13 protein-coding genes are annotated in these 17422 nt (G+C 42.5%); 2 read left to right on the top strand and 11 right to left on the bottom strand.

What is annotated here, in order from left to right:
- The first annotated feature begins 5 nt into the window (after positions 1-5).
- The gene (locus tag LZF95_RS07730) at positions 6-851 is read left to right on the top strand and encodes a DUF2911 domain-containing protein (RefSeq protein ID WP_233754407.1); all 846 of its coding nucleotides are present in this window, start codon (positions 6-8) and stop codon (positions 849-851) included.
- Positions 852-1045: 194 nt separating this feature from the next.
- On the opposite strand, the gene LZF95_RS07725 is transcribed toward LZF95_RS07730, so the two are convergent.
- The 10 genes from LZF95_RS07725 to LZF95_RS07680 all read right to left on the bottom strand — a co-directional run bounded on the left by LZF95_RS07725 (position 1046) and on the right by LZF95_RS07680 (position 15362).
- The gene (locus tag LZF95_RS07725) at positions 1046-2767 is read right to left on the bottom strand and encodes a sodium:solute symporter (RefSeq protein WP_233754406.1); all 1722 of its coding nucleotides are present in this window, start codon (positions 2765-2767) and stop codon (positions 1046-1048) included.
- Positions 2768-2870: 103 nt separating this feature from the next.
- Positions 2871-5330 carry a PIG-L family deacetylase gene (locus tag LZF95_RS07720; RefSeq protein WP_233754405.1) on the bottom strand — a complete coding sequence of 820 codons (2460 nt, stop codon included), beginning with the start codon at positions 5328-5330 and terminating at the stop codon, positions 2871-2873.
- Between the two features lie 83 nt (positions 5331-5413).
- Complete coding sequence (locus LZF95_RS07715; protein ID WP_233754404.1) at positions 5414-6544, bottom strand: acyloxyacyl hydrolase; 1131 nt, start codon at positions 6542-6544, stop codon at positions 5414-5416.
- Positions 6545-6695: 151 nt separating this feature from the next.
- On the bottom strand, positions 6696-7907 hold the full coding sequence (locus LZF95_RS07710; protein WP_233754403.1) for a lipopolysaccharide assembly protein LapB: 1212 nt from the start codon (positions 7905-7907) through the stop codon (positions 6696-6698).
- A 26-nt stretch (positions 7908-7933) separates the two neighbouring features.
- Positions 7934-10498, bottom strand: coding sequence for a DNA gyrase subunit A (gene gyrA / locus LZF95_RS07705; RefSeq protein ID WP_233754402.1), 2565 nt, complete (start codon positions 10496-10498; stop codon positions 7934-7936).
- 96 nt (positions 10499-10594) lie between these two features.
- A complete protein-coding gene (locus tag LZF95_RS07700; protein ID WP_233754401.1) occupies positions 10595-11620 on the bottom strand; it encodes a hypothetical protein in 1026 nt (341 codons plus the stop codon).
- 94 nt (positions 11621-11714) lie between these two features.
- Entirely contained in the window at positions 11715-12224 is a 510-nt protein-coding gene (locus tag LZF95_RS07695) for a hypothetical protein (RefSeq protein ID WP_233754400.1), read from the bottom strand.
- 112 nt (positions 12225-12336) lie between these two features.
- Positions 12337-12996, bottom strand: a complete 660-nt coding sequence (gene rpe / locus LZF95_RS07690) for a ribulose-phosphate 3-epimerase (RefSeq protein WP_233754399.1) — start codon at positions 12994-12996, stop codon at positions 12337-12339.
- 58 nt (positions 12997-13054) lie between these two features.
- Positions 13055-14716, bottom strand: coding sequence for a S8 family serine peptidase (locus LZF95_RS07685; protein WP_233754398.1), 1662 nt, complete (start codon positions 14714-14716; stop codon positions 13055-13057).
- The gene (locus LZF95_RS07680; protein ID WP_233754397.1) at positions 14703-15362 is read right to left on the bottom strand and encodes a hypothetical protein; all 660 of its coding nucleotides are present in this window, start codon (positions 15360-15362) and stop codon (positions 14703-14705) included. The genes LZF95_RS07685 and LZF95_RS07680 overlap by 14 nt, the downstream gene beginning before the upstream one ends.
- A gap of 127 nt (positions 15363-15489) precedes the next feature.
- Between LZF95_RS07680 and LZF95_RS07675 the strand changes: the two genes are divergently transcribed.
- Positions 15490-16110 carry a phosphoribosylanthranilate isomerase gene (locus tag LZF95_RS07675; RefSeq protein ID WP_233754396.1) on the top strand — a complete coding sequence of 207 codons (621 nt, stop codon included), beginning with the start codon at positions 15490-15492 and terminating at the stop codon, positions 16108-16110.
- A 149-nt stretch (positions 16111-16259) separates the two neighbouring features.
- Here LZF95_RS07675 and LZF95_RS07670 read toward each other — a convergent pair whose 3' ends face one another.
- Positions 16260-17213 (bottom strand): aldo/keto reductase, encoded by a 954-nt coding sequence (locus LZF95_RS07670; protein ID WP_233754395.1) that lies wholly within the window; start codon positions 17211-17213, stop codon positions 16260-16262.
- Between the last annotated feature and the right edge of the window lie 209 nt (positions 17214-17422).

The raw sequence follows: 17422 nt of genomic DNA, 5'->3' as shown, positions 1-17422 counted from the left end.
ATTCAATGAAACAAAAAATCGCATTTACTTTGACTTTTTTGCTATGCAGTATCATTTCCTTTGCACAGCAAATCCAGATGCCTCAAGCCTCACCATCCGCCAAAATAGCACAAAAGGTCGGGCTCACGGACGTGACGGTGGATTATAGCAGACCAAGTATCAAGGGGCGAAAAATTTTCGGGGAGCTGGTACCTTACGGGCAGATCTGGAGAACCGGTGCAAATGGGGCTACGGTGCTTTCTTTTTCCACAGATGTGATCATTGGAGGCAAAACTATCCCCGCTGGTAAATATGCACTATATGCTATTCCAGATAAATCTGAGTGGACAATGATTCTTTCCAAGAATATAGAATTATGGGGAGCTATAGGCTATGACCCAGGAGATGATATGCTTAGGTTCAGCACCAAGCCTGAAAAATTGAAAAAAAAGGCAGAAACATTTGAAATCAGTTTTACCAACATGACGGATACAGGCTCTGACCTTTCCTTAAGGTGGGAAAACACAAAAGTTGATTTTAGAATCGAGACCCAAGTTGACCCGCTGGTAATGGAGCAGATCAGAAAATATGTAATAGACAGTAATACGACCGACCCAAGTCTGCTATATTCCGCAGCTAGCTATTACTACACCAACAAAAAAGACATGACGCAAGCCTACAAATGGATAAGTGAGTCGGTGAAAGATGATCCTAAATACTGGACTATGCACCTGAAAGCGAAAATCGAAGCTTCACTAGGTGAAAAAACCAGTGCGGCGCATACAGCGCAGGAAGCAAAAAAACTCGCCCAGGAAGCTGGAAACCAGGACTATGTGGCACTGAACGAGCGCCTCATCAAAACTTTAAAATAATATTTTGTCCAGGTTTGTCCATTCACATGAGACGGCTAGCCTAATTCAAAGAGAAGCTTTCCTCGCAGGAAAGCTTCTCTTTATTTCTGCTGACTCAGACATTAGTGTAAATCCTGACTAGGCAGCGACTCTGCCAGGAATTCTATAATTTTAAGCGGGAATATCGGTGCTTATATTTTTCTTAATAGAAGAAATCAGCTTGATTTAGGGTTTTTCGGCGGAATTACCAGCTGAATAAGGGCTGCTAACAACATAACCGATAGACACCCTATCGGATTGTACCAGAGGTATCCTATGTCCCAGAGATTGCCTTCCATTACATCACCATTCTGGAAATGGACAAATAAAACAAGAGCCTGGGACAGCAATGCGCTGATAAAAACCGCTTGTCCTTTCACCCATTTCATAAAGAAAGCGACCAAGAAGATGCCTAAAATAGTACCGTAAAAAAGTGAGCCCAATAAATTCACTGCCTGGATAAGATTTTCAAACAAAGAAGCGTACGTAGCAAAGAGTATTGCACCTAATCCCCAAAAAGCAGTAAATAACTTAGATGAGCGCAGGTAATGTTTATCGCTAGCATTTTTATTGATTGACCTTTTGTATAAATCTACTGTACTGGTAGACCCGAGGGCATTCAATTCTGAAGCTGTGGAAGACATCGCCGCCGAGAAAATTACCGCAAAAAGCAAACCTATGACTCCTTTAGGCAAATGATCCATCACAAAACGCATAAAAACATAATCAGTGTCCCGTGTTTCTGCAACAGGATCGTTTGTCACAATTAGATCTTTAACCTCCTCACGGATGGAATTCTGTTCGGATTTCAGTCCCACTATCTTCTCTCGGATATCCGCTTCTCTACCCTCATCCTGTAGCTGGATTGCTTCAAGCATTTCCAGATAGGAAACTTTGCTTTTTTCAAAATTCTCCTCATATCGCTGCTCCAGCTCTTCAAACTCCCCTGCATATTCACTTGCACGAAGTTTATCCGTTTGAACCTTATTGAAAACAACAGGAGGAAGAAAAAACTGGTAAAAAACAAAAACCATCACGCCGATAAACAAAATAATGAACTGCATCGGGATTTTCAGAAAGCCATTCATAATCAAACCCATACGGCTTTGGGAAAGGGTCTGCCCTGATAGATAGCGTTGTACCTGGCTTTGATCTGTACCAAAATATGAGAGAAACAAAAACACGGCTGCGGTCATCCCCGACCAGACATTGTATCGATCCGAAATATCGAATTCAAAGTTTATCATGTTCAACTTGTCCATCTTGCCTGCCACATGTAGGGCTTCCTGAAAAGTTATGGGAAGCAGTTGGACTACTATTACACCTGCTAGGATCATGCCTCCCATCATTACGGCCATCTGTTGTTTTTGTGTAATAGACACGGCTTCCGTGCCTCCGGACACTGTATAGAGAATCACGAGTGATCCTATCAGGATATTGGTAAAGGTGAGATTCCAGCCCAGTAGTGTGGAAAGGATAATCGCTGGTGCGTAGATGGTGATCCCGGCAGCAAGGCCACGCTGAATGATGAAAAGCAACGCGGCAAGGGTCCTTGTTTTCAGATCAAATCTACTTTCCAGAAACTCATAGGCTGTATAAACCTTCAGTCTATAGTAGATCGGTATAAACACCACAGAAATCACGATCATCGCAAATGGCAAGCCAAAATAAAACTGGATAAATCTCATGCCATCCTCATACGCTTGGCCAGGAGTACTCAAAAAAGTGATCGCAGACGCTTGGGTTGCCATAATTGACAAGCCTATAGTCCACCAGTTCACAGAGTTTTTACCGCGTAGATAAGAATCTAAACTCTTTGGCCCATAGGTTTTGTAAACTCCATAAGTAACAATTAGCGCTAAAGTCCCAAAAAGCACAACCCAGTCCAATCCGCTCATTCGAAAGCAACTTTAAGCCAATAAAACAAGGCCATAAATACAAAAAGTGAGGCTATCAAACCTGCATACAAGTAATCCCAACGTATTCGCTTTTCTTCCAAAATTACTGCTCGATCAGGTTGATGAATAATTTGATCGCTCCAGGAACTCCTGCTGGCAATTCCCTAAAGAACGAAATCCCGGTGTAAATGTATGTTCCCTTACCATATTTGGTATAGATCAATGAACCAGGCTGAGGTTTTTCTCCCGGATCCTGGAAAGTGATGGGATTGGAATATCCCGGGGCGATATCTGTCACAAAATAGAGTCCCCTTTCCTGAACCCAGTTTCCAAAATCCTTTTCTGTGATTTTATTTGGACCAGCTAATACCGGATGATCCCAGTCGGCCTCAAAGGGAGAATCTTCTACGGTCACCCTGCCTCTACTGATAGAAAATGGATAAGGGCCAAAATTCTTAATAAGCAAGGGGTTAGCTACATTATATTGAACTACCAGATTACCACCATTTTCTACATACGTCATTAAATTTTGTTGGTTTGCAACAAGTTTCTTGTTTGTATTATATGCCCTGACTCCCAACACAATACTTTTAAATTGTGAGAGGTTTACAAGGGAAAAATCGTTGATTTCCGAAACCTCATATCCCAGTGAAGCGAGTACCGATGGCACATCATCTCCAGCTCCCATGATATAACCTATTTTACCCCCCGATACATCCCATTCCTCCTGTATCACATTAATAGAAGCCGGCGAAAAGTAGGTAAGATTGGGAACATGCTTATAGGAAATCCTATGCGTAACTCGTTCGTAACTAATCCCTTCAGAAGTTGTAAACTGAGCCACCGCTTCCCGCTGTTCGTTTTTGTCCAGCTTAAAGGATATTCTATAAATTTTCTTATTCTGACTGAGATCATCCTCCACACCCAAAATCTCAAATTCTGATTTCTTGAGATTTTTAAAAGTAAGTTCCCCTTCCTTTATTTCACTTTTGAAATTGACCGCAATGGACACCACCGGATCTACTCCTGGTAGCAAAAAGACATTGTGCTCTGACACTTCCAGATCGACTTCCGGAACAATCGTGAAAGGCTGCTTTACCTCTCCGTCCACTTGATCATTGTACTTGTACTCCAATGGAAGGGTTGTCTGGAATTCCTGTTCATTGATCCTGAAAGTGAGATCCCCTGCTATACTCACCTCGTTAAAAGGTCTTCCGATCATTGTCTGATCTTTCACATCATAGAGGGCACCAACAATAGGGTTTATCAACCAATAGGGTTGTGACAATGGAGTAGATTCGGAAATAGTAAAATCCACGGGTACATAGATGGGTTCATTGTTTGCCGAAACCTTTTTTTTGCTGTCATATTCTTCATCAAATAAGCTTAATGATACGTCTGTCAGCAAAACCCTAGAAGGATTATTGACTACCAGTTGCGCCTGGATTTTCTCTCCGGTGTAGCCAAGTTCCTTTGTCGTTACAAATTCCATTTTAAGACCTAATAACCTGATAATAAATTCATCAAGCTTCTTGGATTTTTCAGTCAACCATGGGATTTCTGAATTGACTGTCGCAAGTCTTGCCCTGATTTCCATCAGGGCTTTAAGATTGATTAGAGGGTTTTTAAAGTCAAATTTTTCTAAGAGCTGTTGAAACATGGCTTCTATTTCTTCCCCACTGTCTATCTCTTTCCATCTACTGGCAATACCCTCAAATGCCGATACTTCAAATGCTTCTCCTTTGATAAGCTGTAAGTAATCCACTCCCGCACCGATTCTTGGAGTAGCACCAAATCCCTGCGACTTATGCATAGTACGGCTATTCGCAGCTATATGGCTATATGTTTTGCCTAGCAGGCTATTGTATTCACCTACTTGGATCACGGCATACTTCTCAGAGTCTTCCGGTTGGAAATCACCTCCGAAATTATAAGTGTTCCAGAAGATCCGTTTCGTCTGCCAAGGCGAGACAAATTGCAATTGATCAGGAAAAGCTTTGGGATCGGCGGCAAGATCAAATGCTTCTTCAGCCAACATAGCGGAAGTAGTATGGTGGCCATGGTTCCCTCCCCCAGGCACGGTATTGAACCGGGTGATAATAATATCCGGCTGAAAGTTTCTTATTACCCAAACCACATCCGAAAGCACGCTTTGCTTATCCCAGTTCTGTAGGGTCTCATCTGGATGTTTGGAATAACCGAAATCTATAGCCCGTGTAAAATATTGCCTTCCCCCATCGATCTCTCTGGCACGCAGCAGTTCCTGGGTTCTGATTTGGCCAAGTTCTGTCCCCAATTCTTTTCCCAGCAAATTCTGTCCCCCGTCACCTCTTGTCAGACTGAGGTAAGCTACTTCCACATGTTCACCGTTGCTAAGGGCTGATATAAGCTGGGTGTTTTCGTCATCAGGATGGGCAGCCACATATAGTACTCTTTTTGTTTCTTTTAGCTGAAGTAGCTGATGGTACAGGACTGATGTAGGGAGGGATTGGGCAATACCACAAAGGCTGTTTAGCATCAGGTAAAAGAAAGCTAAGCAGCTGAGCAAAATAGGCTTGATCATATAATGGGCATTATTAATTATCACAAGCTAGAACAAGCTTCCTGTAAATAAAAATGTTTTTTGATTAAAGGAGACAGAGCTGGTTAATATGCGACCACTTTCCTGACCCTTCCTGGCAAGGTGTAGCCTAAGGTAAACTCAAAAAAATCTGCTTTTGCTTTATGGGCTTTGATCTGTACCCCGGCAAATACGTTATTATCCATCCTATAGCGTATGCCTATCCGTTCGTAGAAACCCGTCGTCTCCTCATTGAAATGTGCCTTACTTATATATACTCCCAAGGCAATGGGCATATATAGGTTTTCTGTGAGTTTCCATTCCCAGGATCCAACCACCGCAAAGGAATTCACATCAGTGAAAACAATATTTTCTTCAGGATACCTCTCACGAGCTCCTGCCCCGTAAAACCAGTCAATGCCTAATCCTGCTCTATATTTGTAAGAGAGTTCCCATAGGTAATTCACACCTAGCCCACCTCTGAAATAAGATTTCTCACCGATTTCATAACTTTTCAACCCTGTGTAGGCCGCAATATTCCAAAAACCTCTTTTCTGCAAAGGTGGGAAATCCGGTTTCGTACCTGGATGGAATTCTGCTTTATCTAGGTTCACCTTCAGCCCCAAAGCTATGGGAACAAAATTTATTCCCGCATTTGGCTTTTTATAAGACCCATTAGAATAATGCTTGGTACCTACAGAGGTAAATACTTCATAGTTATCAGAAACTTTGTATGCGGCTTTTAAACCAAAATGAACATGCGCGTTTATTGAAGTTCCTACAAAACCGTTAATGGGGTTGGTCTCCGGTTCATAAGGATTCATATTGAATCCAAGTCCTACTTGGGCAAAATAACTGAAATTCAGTTTTCTGCTGAAATCATTCTTACCGAAAGGGAATTCTCCAAAGGCATATACCCCCATTGGCCTTCCGATTTCCTTGTAATAATTTACTGCTGAAGTGAATCCCAATCCATAGCTTGGAAAGCGATTGATGTAATTATAGTAAGTGTTTTTGCTACTTCTCCACCCAAATCTAAGATCTACTCCTGAGTAATCGATCCTATTTATAAGCTCACTTGCCCAGTCTTTGTTGTTACCGATTATTGGCCCTCTATCATAGGAGAGCTCGATAAACTTCTTCGACTGGGCCTCAGCTTGAAAAGAATGTATCCCTGAAAAAATAAGAGCTAAAATGAATATTTTTTGCAAGCGCATTGATAATACTTAGTTCCGGGCACAAAGATAAAAAGATTAAAAATACAGACTATATATTTTTTCATCCTCTGCACTCCAATATGCTATGGCAAGAGATAAAAAAAGCCCCTGATTGTTCAGAGGCTTTTGAGATTATTTCAATCATGTTGCATTACATGTTTTCCTGCCAGTTGGCTCCTTTCAATTCTACCAACTTCTTGTTGTATTTTTCCGCTTCAGCTTCGTTTTTCAACCGGGTATGAATTTGGAACAGGATTATCATCACTTCAGTATTATCAGGCTTAATTTCAAGTGCTTTCTCAAAGTAAGGAATAGCCTCTTTATAATACTGATTTGCTTCCTCAGTCATAGATTTAGATCTAGCTTCCCACTCTTCATCCGACAATCCGCCTAGTTCAACAACTATTTCTCTTGATTTCTCCAACAAAAGGGCTCCTGCATAATAGTTTCCGTCATAGAACTCAGGATCTACTTCCACTGATTTTTTGTAATCTTCCAAAGCTCCTTCTACATCACCTGACTGCTCTTTCAGGTAACCGGATCTCAATAGAATACCGGCGTTGTTAGGATCATTTTTCAATGCATCTTGAATTGAAGCCATAGCTTCATCCATCTTGTTCAACTGTAGCAACAATTGAATTTCATACTCAGCAAGAATTTTGTCTTCAGGATACTCTTCTCTACCCGCCATGATCATATCATAGGCTGCTTCCGGGTTTTTATCATTACCGCTTAATATCTGCACCATCAAATAATAAATAGTCAGCTTATTATATTCTTCGATATCCAGCAGGTAGCCAAAGTGCTTTTTAGCCTCTTCCGTTTTGCCCAGCTCATTGGCTATATAACCTGCGTTGTAATGCACTACAGTATCAGATTTGTCAATCTCACCAGCCAGATCGAAGAACTCATAAGCCATTTCCTGATCGTCATCATTGTATCTTTCCAGTGCTTTATCGAAGGCGATATTTTTCAAGGTAAAGATGGAATATGGTCTGAGATTATCCGGTACACCAGGCATATCCTCAGCAAAAATATCCTTTCCTACCCCACTTTCTTTATCACTTCCTCCCATTTCAAAGGCTTTCATGTAAGTAGCATATGCCTCCTGCCCGGTTTCCACTGTGGAAGCGGTGTTAGAGGAATCCGAACCAAACATCTTGGTTTCGATTTGGGCCTTAAGTAGATAAGTAGCAGGATCACTTCCAGTATCTGGATCAGCACTAGCAGCTTCAATATCAGCCATTGCCGCTGGCAAATCCCCCGATTTGAAGTTCTTCCCTGCAGAACGAACCACTTTTTTTTGTCCAAAAGCCAGGGTCGTTGCACCGATCAAGGCCATTGATAGAATTAGCTTCTTCATTTTAGCGTATTTTCTTGTTTGGTTGGTTATTCGTTTATTTCTGTTGATTCATCTGAAGCATTATCAGACTCCTCATTTGATGGTGATTCAGTTGTGTTTTCTTCTTCTGAAAGGGCAGCATCAACTATAGCTTCCACCTCTTCATCTTTTGAGATTTTCTCTACGGACGAAATCTCGTCATTTTCTCCGATTTTAATCAAGCGAACTCCTTGAGTAGCCCTTCCCATTACACGAAGTCCATCCACAGAAATTCGAATGGTAATACCCGATTTGTTAATAATCATCAAATCATCCGATTCCACTACCTCTTTTATTGCGACTAAGGGCCCTGTTTTCTCTGTGACGCTCATTGCTTTCACACCTTTCCCGCCACGATTGGTGATCCTATATTCATCAAGATTGGAGCGCTTACCATAACCCCTTTCAGAAACAACCAGCAACGTTGCATCCTCCTTAGACGCACATACCATGCCAATCACATAATCCTTTTCATCATTTAGCCTGATAGCCCGTACACCCGTGGCGGTACGTCCCATTGGCCGTACTGCCGATTCATTGAAGTGAATAGCTCTACCGGATTTGGCCGCAATGACGATATGCTGACTGCCGTTTGTCATTTCCACATTGACCAACTGATCATCCTCACGGATATTCAATGCGATGATACCATTTGTTCTTGGGCGGCTATATTGCTCTAGTGTAGTCTTTTTGATAATTCCCTGCTTGGTCACCATCACTAGAAAGTGATTGTTCAGATAGTCCTGATCGTTCAGATCCGCCACTTGGATGATGGAGCGGATTCTATCATCCTGCTCAATACTGATCAGGTTTTGTATAGGTCTTCCTTTGGAGGTCTTTGAGCCTTCGGGGATAGCATAGGTTTTTAGCCAGAATAATTTCCCTTTATCAGTGAATATCAGCAGGTAATTATGTGTGGAAGCCGTGAATAAATATTCCGTAAAATCATCCTGCTTGGTGCTTACACCTCTGGATCCTACTCCTCCCCTCCCCTGAGTCTTGTATTCCGTAAGCGCGGTGCGCTTCACATATCCTTCATGGGAAACGGTAATGATCACTTCCTCATTTGGGATCATATCCTCATAACTAAAATCCTCGGCATTATGCTCTATCTCAGTTCTGCGGTCATCAGCGTAGCGGGTCTTCATTTCTGTAAGCTCCTCTTTGATGATCTCCATTCTTCTGTCCTCGTTGGCCAGGATTTCCTTGAGCTCTTCGATCAAGGCCATGATCTCCTTATACTCATTGATGATCTTGTCACGTTCCATTCCGGTCAGCCGCTGCAACCTCATATCGAGGATGGCCCTGGCCTGGATTTCACTCAGATCAAATTTTTCCATCAAACCATTCCTGGCAGTTTCTGGATCTGCTGAGTTTCTGATCAAGGAAATGACCTCATCCAGATGGTCTAGGGCAATCAGGTACCCCTGTAGAATATGGGCTCTCTTCTCTGCTTCTCTCAGTTCATATTCTGTCCTGCGGATCACCACCTCATGACGGTGATTGACATAATGGACGATCATGTCCTTCAGATTCAGGGTCTGAGGTCTGCCTTTCACCAGAGCTACGTTGTTCACTGAAAATGAAGTCTGTAACTGAGTGTGTTTATAAAGGTTATTGAGGATGACACTGGAGATGGCATCCCGCTTCAATTCATAGACGATCCGCATTCCTGATCGGTCAGATTCATCCCGGATGGCGGAGATCCCATCAATTTTCTTTTCGTTGATCAAAGCGGCGGTTTTCTCCACCATGTTCGCCTTGTTCACTAAATAAGGAATCTCAGTGATGACAATCATCTCCTTATTTCCGCCCTCTTTTGTTTCCACGTTGGCTTTCCCACGCATCACTACTCTACCACGGCCGGTTTCAAAGGCAGCCTTCACTCCATTGTAACCGTAGATAATACCACCCGTCGGAAAATCCGGAGCAATAATATGCTCCATCAACTCAGCAATAGTGATCTCATTGTTGTCTATATAGGCAATGATCCCATCGATGACCTCTCCTAGGTTATGAGGAGCCATATTTGTCGCCATGCCTACTGCTATACCAGAAGCTCCATTCAACAGGAGTGCCGGTATTTTAGCAGGTAATACTATTGGTTCCTTGAGGGAGTCGTCAAAATTGAACTGGAAATCAACTGTCTCCTTGTTGATATCCACCAAAAGCTCCTCAGCAATCCGTTTCAGTCTGGCTTCAGTATAACGCATCGCCGCGGGATTATCCCCATCCACAGAACCGAAGTTACCCTGTCCATCCACCAAAGGATATCTTAGAGACCAGGGTTGCGCCATACGGACCATAGTTTCGTACACGGCAGAATCACCATGTGGGTGATACTTACCAAGTACCTCACCGACAATTCTGGCAGATTTCTTATAAGGTTTGTTATGTAATACTCCCAGTTCCTGCATACCGAAAAGGATTCTGCGGTGTACTGGTTTCAGTCCGTCACGGACATCAGGAAGCGCTCTTGAAACAATGACCGACATCGAATAATCGATGTAGGCACCACGCATTTCCTCTTCAATGTTAATGGGTATGATGTTCTCGTTTTCTCCTTGAGCCATATAATGCTATTCACGGGGTCGATTAAGGCTGCAAGATAGTAAAAACCGACTGGTTTTGAAAAGAGATTACAAACACCAAAGTGTATATTCAGAACATTAATACCATTGTCCTATTTTCCTATCCTGGAAATTGAAAATTCCGCTGCCTCTATACTCGACTCCGTTGTGCATGTGCTTCATTACTACACCGCAGCCAGCGATTTTGCAACGCTTGGTACCAGGGAACCGAACAGCCAATCCCACTTGCATGGCATAGACTTGTTGATTTAATTCCTGGAACTCCGAAAAATCAGATGCCGCATAGGTAAAGCTTCGAAAATCCGCCCCCCCTTTCACAAACACTTTCGTGTAATCGGAAAAATCACGTTCTATCCTTAATCCCAATCCATAATAGTTCTTGTCTGATACAGCTAGCCTTGATTGGTAGGGCTCCGGCCCTTGGTCCAATGAGGCATCATAGGTTTTTTTGAGATTCAACGTACCAAACTCTGCTTCGAGGATAAATCTCCAAGGATAGTTCTGTCTGGCCCTTTGTCTTAACTCGGATTGCATGTAATAATTGGATGATGAGTAATGTCTATAGCGCCAATTAAGAAATGAGCGTCTCCTATTTGCATCATAGAGCACCAATCCTACAGTTCCGTAAAGCTTATCCACCTGATAGCTCGCTCCCTCAAAGTCAAACTGATAATCTCCACCTCGCATAGGTGACAGATTACCCCACTCCTGACCGAAACCACCCCCAATAGTCAGTAGGTTAAAAAGGTTTATCCTCACCCCACCATTCCAATTGGGGAACACCCAGTCTCCGCCTTTCATTTCCAATGGGTTTTCTTCAGAGATATCCAGTGGGTCTCCCTCTAGGTTCTGAACTCGTGTGAAAGGATATAATCCTGGATTGGCCGAATAAAAGCTTGTGTTAAACTGCTGATAGGCACCCCCACCGGAAAGCTCCAAGCTGAACATCTCCAACACATTTCTGGCAACATTTCCCAGTCCAGACTCGCTCTTTGGGCTTTTGGCCTTATCTGATATACCAAATATGTCTTCGTTCTGGGCCGAAACCGCCAAAACACCGATAAAGTAACATAGAAATGAGCAGGCTATATTTTTGAAATTCATACTTATCTAAACGATGTCTTGATACTCTTGGTGTGAAATTAAAAAAAAATGCCTCCCGATTGGGAGGCATCATGATATTAAGATGAATAAAATCCTATTTTCCGTCTGTAGGATCCTCGGTATCGCCTTTCTCCGCTTCCTGCTTTGCCTTCATTTCAGCTATCAAGCTGTCCAGCTTTTCTTTTATTGAAGGATCCTCTTTGGTCGCTGCCAATACCTTATTGTAAGTCCCCGCTCCCAAAACTTCCTCGTCCATAATCAACTCGGTTTTATATTCTTTCAAAACTTCCTGTTGGGAATTTTGGAAAGCTTGGATTTCCTCAAAAGCTGCTTTTTCTTCTTCAGTCACCTTAGCTTCAGTCATTTTAGCTTCGTCACCCCAAGCGGCTTTTATCTCATTATATCTAGCACCACCTTGGAAAATTTCATTTTCCTGGATCATTGATTTCATCTTTTCAGTTCTAGAATTTAGGAAATTATAGAATTGAACCTCCATACTTGCATATTTTACCAAGTCCTCATCTGTGACTTTGTTCTCGTCTTGTGCGTAAGCAGCAAGTCCTAGAAACGCGAACAACGTTCCGAAAAGCAGTACTTTTTTCATAAACTTTGTAATTTAATTTTTGTATAATCCTCAATAAAAAAACCAAAAGCCAAAAATTCAAAGGTTATTGGCTTTTTTTAAGGAATTTTATGATAAATGGTGTTCTGAGCTGTCAGACCAAGCGGACATCCTTTAATTCCCTGATAGTCTCTATAGGATCCTTAGAATTGAACACAAAACTTCCTGCCACTAATATATCAGCCCCAGAAGCAACCAATTGAGGCGCATTATGTAAAGTTACTCCTCCGTCAATCTCAATTTTGGTGTCAGCGTCTTTGGCCAAAATCAAATCCTTCAAACGGGAAATTTTCGAATAGGTGTTTTCTATAAATTTTTGCCCTCCAAAACCAGGATTCACAGACATCACACAAACTACATCTATATTATTTATGACATCGGACAATAATTCCACAGGGGTATGGGGATTTATTGCCACACCTGCTTTAGCTCCGAGGCTGCTGATTGCCTGCAAGGTTCTATGCAAATGAGTACAAGCTTCGTAGTGTACAGAGATCACTTCCGCACCGGCATTTCTAAAGGCTTCCAAGTAGTTGTCAGGGCTTACGATCATCAGATGGACATCCAGCGGCTTTTTTGCATGCCTATGAATCGCCTCTGTTACTGGCAATCCAAAAGAAATATTGGGTACAAAAACCCCATCCATTATATCTACATGGATATAATCAGCTTGCGAGGCATTTAGCATTTCTACTTCTTCCTGAATATTGGCAAAATCAGCCGCAAGGATTGAAGGGGCTATTAATGGTGACATGCGTTATGGATTGTTTATGTAAAAAAGCTAAAAATATCCCAAGTCCCCAACTTTACTTCTACTGCCTTACTATTTTACTTTGTTTGATCAAGGCCCCCTCCTGCAATTGGATTATATAAAACCCTGACTTCACCCCTTCCAATAGAATGCTGAAAGGTTCTTTGACGCTGGGTCTTTCCAGCGATTTATGCTCCAAAATACGTCCATTCAAGTCAATAAGCGTGAAATCAGCATGTAAACTATTCCCAAAATATATTTGAAGCTCATCTCCTGGCAAAGGATTTGGATAAACTTTCCATTCCACAGCTTTCTCATTTCCATCTACATTAAGTATCTCTCCATATAATGCGTCGAAGAAATTAGGAATCCCATACCCCAAGAGGTTGTCTGGATCATCCGCTTGTGTGCCGCTGTTCAATAGACTCTCTACAAGCTTATCCTTAGTCCATTCCGGCTTCGCTTCCCACAGCCCAGCTGCCAAAGCGGCAATCTGCGGTGCTGAGAAGGAAGTGCCGTTGGAATAGCCCACCTGGCCATTGGCACGGATCAAAGCCGTTCCGCTTCCGAAAGCTGCCAAGTCAGGCTTTATCCTTCCGTCTCCTGTAGGACCACGGGAACTAAAACCTGAGACACTCAGATCCCTGGTCACCGAACCTATGGCCAAAATCCCTTTGGCATCCGATGGAGAACTCAACGAGGATTCTGAAGAACCATAATTGCCTGCACTGTTTATCACCAAAATCCCCTTGTTACTCGCTATCGTCGCCCCTCTGGCGATTATGGTGGTCTCACCATCCAGATCATCCAAAGTGTAGGTCATCTCCGGATCATCGAAATCCAAATATCCTAACGAGCTATTAATTATATCAGCCCCCAAACTATCCGCATACTCAGCTGCACGTACCCAATTGTATTCCTCCACCCAATACTCAGTGGCTACCTCCTCAGTCATCGCTAATATATAATTGGCGTCCGGTGCCCCCGCCACAAGCTTTCCTGCCTCGTTTGAAGCAATCAGGGAAAGCACATTGGTTCCATGCTGATTGTCAGAATACACATTTTGATTCCATGGACGCACAAAATCCCTGGTTCCGATAATCTGTCCGCTGCCTTGTAAATGCACTAGAGGACTGGCTACATCGGCACCCGGAAAGCCTGCGTCAAACACTGCAATGGTCACTCCTTTCCCTGTGTATCCTTCCTCATGCATTTTATCTATTGCGAGTAGATTATTCTGAAAATCGTACACCTCTTCATTAGTAGCCAATAAACGGGCACTTTCTGAAGTGGGTGGGCAGAATTTATTCCTCGCCGAATCGTATATCGTTTTCCCGGTTCTTGCATTGGGATTTGGGATAAAACCATGCCCTACCAGTTCCACTCTATCCACAAAGGGGAAAGCTAGAATTTCTTTCACACGCTCTGCGTCTGTGACTACAATCGTTGCATTGAACCACTTGCTGGAATAAAGTATATAATGGGACTTTTGATCTACTTCGTCCACATATTTCTGCGCCACAGGAAGATCCAGGCTGTCTGCGACGACCCCTTCCCTAGTTCTACGGGCCAGCGATTTCTGGCTTAGGAAATCTTCGGGATGATCGAGTGAAAAATTCACCTGAGGCTTAAACTTATAAAACACCGCATAACGATCCTGTGCGGCAAGTTCGACCATAGAAGTCCATATAAGCAGGCAGATCAGTAGTTTAATCCTTCCCATGGTCAATCATTTTCATGGCTACTTTATATCCTGAGTCAATTAATTTATCTCCCAAACAGTCATTTCTGGAGCAGTAGGTCAGCACCTCGTCATATTTTTCTACCATTCCCACCCCCTTTTCATACACCTCATACCGAATATCCCGATAAGTCACCTCATCATCGCTGTCCTCTTGATTCACTAGGACAAAGCCACCTGAATTTTCCAGGCTAAACTCATCCATCGCCGTATCCCTATACACATTCCCATTCCAGATCACCTGGTCTGTAGGCGGGAAGACCAATGTGACTAGTGCTTGATTCTGTACGGTTCTCACCAAAGAGAAATCCCGCTTGATCCACGTATAGGCTAATGCTAGACTCCATTCAATTCTATCGAAGGATTTGTCACGCTGCACCACAAAAACCTGCTCCCCTGCTTCGTTAGTATAAAAACCTCGGATCTTATCTCTGTAAAAAAACTGCGTTTGCTCGGAATCATTTTCACCAAAATGAATGGTCTGATCCACTTCATACAACCAAAACAACCCTACTTCCAGAGGCTGAAAATCATAGCCCAAATCTAATTGGCTTTCCTCTATTTCCCGATCACAGGAAATAAGAAGTCCGAGCAGAATCGTAAAAACAAATCGTAGTGCTTTATTCATATAATCCTTCAATGACTAAAAATACTAGGATTTTCTTGAAAAACAGGTAAAACAGCATTATGGCAGATCATGAAATATTTTTCTACCCAATCATCCTGTTTAACTTAGCGGATTCAAAATTTGAATCATGTCTTTAAGCACTTTTGTAAAAATAAGCGGTATCACCAATCTCTCTGATGCAAGATACTGCGCGGGAATGTATGTGGATTTGTTGGGTTTTTCCTTAGAAAAAGAATCCGGAAAATACATTAACCCTACCCAATTCAACGAGATCACTGGATGGGTATCAGGATTGGACTTTGTCGGAGAATTTGAAAACTACGAGGCTGGCGATATACTTGCGACGCTGGAAAATTATCCCACAGTGAAATGGATAGAACATGACAGAATCGAACCCTTAACTGAACTGGAAGGCAAGGGCTATGGCCTGATCTACAAAATGGAGCTGGAAGAGGTCAGGCGTATAGAAGTAGAAGTGGCAGAAAAACTTGCTGGGTCTGGGATATATTTTCACGTGACGTCCGCACATGAAAAACTTGATGAAAAGGATATGGAATCCATTAAGATTATCAGCGAAAACTGTAAAGTCATCCTTGGAGTAGGGATTACAGCCGACAATGTAGAGACCTTGATTTCCGAGCTTAATCTATATGGGATATCCTTGACAGGAGGAGAAGAAATCAAACCCGGGTTGAAAGACTTTGATGAACTTGCGGATATTCTGGAAGCATTGGAGGAGGAAGGTTGAAAAGATTCTGTAAGCAGCAATTAGTTGAACCCAAGTTTAATAAGGCACCTGAAAATCGGGAATCAGTCAGTCCTCTTTTCCTGCAAAAACCAGAGGCTGCCCCTCTATTCTTGTGGGACAGCCTTTTTATTTGCTCTCTGGCTTCTATTTCACGGTTGATCAAAAAGATCCGAGGTAGTGTAGGGACTGTTCTCACCTGTGAATATAGAGCCGTCTATAAACCTATGTGTGATTCCTATATCTCGTAGTTCCATCATATCATGATCATCCAGATTGATATTGGCGGCTGCCAGGTTATCAATTATCCTTTCTTTGTTCACCGATTTTGGAATTACAGCAATATCCCTTGCAATAGACCAGGCAATGAGAATTTGGCCGATCCCTGCCTTATGCTTGTCAGCAATCTCCCTCACCACTGGATCCACAAGTAATTGAGGGTCATTTTTATGTCTTTCTGCCCTGGAATCAGGTGATCCCAGCGGAGAATAAGCAGTCAATAAGATCCCATGTGACTGGCAATACTCTACCAAAGCCTCTTGTGGAAGATATGGCTGCATTTCCACCTGATTCATTTCCGGCTGTTGACCACCTACTTTGTTGAGTTCTTCTAATTTATTCTGATTGAAATTAGATACGCCTATATGTTTGGCAAGACCTTTTTGCTTTAGGTTCTGCATGGCTTCCCAAGTTTCCCCTAAGGATACTTCATCATAGGTATAGTAATCTTCCCTGCCTTTCGGAAAACCAACATCGGCTTTGAAGGCAATAGGCCAATGGACAAGGTACAGGTCCACATAATCCAACTTCAGATCGGAAAGAGATTGTTTTAACGCCGGTAAAACCTGTTCTTTTTTATGGGAATTGTTCCAGAGTTTGGAAGTCACAAAAAGCTCTTCCCGCTTTACCAGACCTTCTTCTATTGCTTTGGCGATGCCTTCACCTACTTCGTTTTCATTTTGATACACAGCAGCGCAATCTATATGTCTATACCCAGCCCCTATTGCCCAATAAACTGCCTGACTTACTTCCCCCGGCTTACTTTTCCATGTACCGAGTCCAATGATTGGAATTTTATCTCCGTTCTTGAAAATTAAGTTTTTCATAGTTTTTAAATATTTAATGCTCGCTTTAAGATATTTTAAAAATAGATATTGTGATTATCCGCAATGATGCCAGTAACCATATTCTCTTTGCTTTACTGGACGGAAGACCGAAGACGGGTGACCGAAGTGGCCTTGATGCTGGTGTTTTCCGAATCCTATGATGCTTTTATTGTTTTACTGGCAGAAAAGCGGATATACATAATAGATAT

It is taken from the genome of Algoriphagus sp. AGSA1, assembly GCF_021390545.1.
Classification (GTDB): Bacteria; Bacteroidota; Bacteroidia; order Cytophagales; family Cyclobacteriaceae; genus Algoriphagus.
The sequence above is the reverse complement of the archived record's forward strand: the minus strand, read 5'-3'. Positions and strand labels throughout refer to the sequence as shown.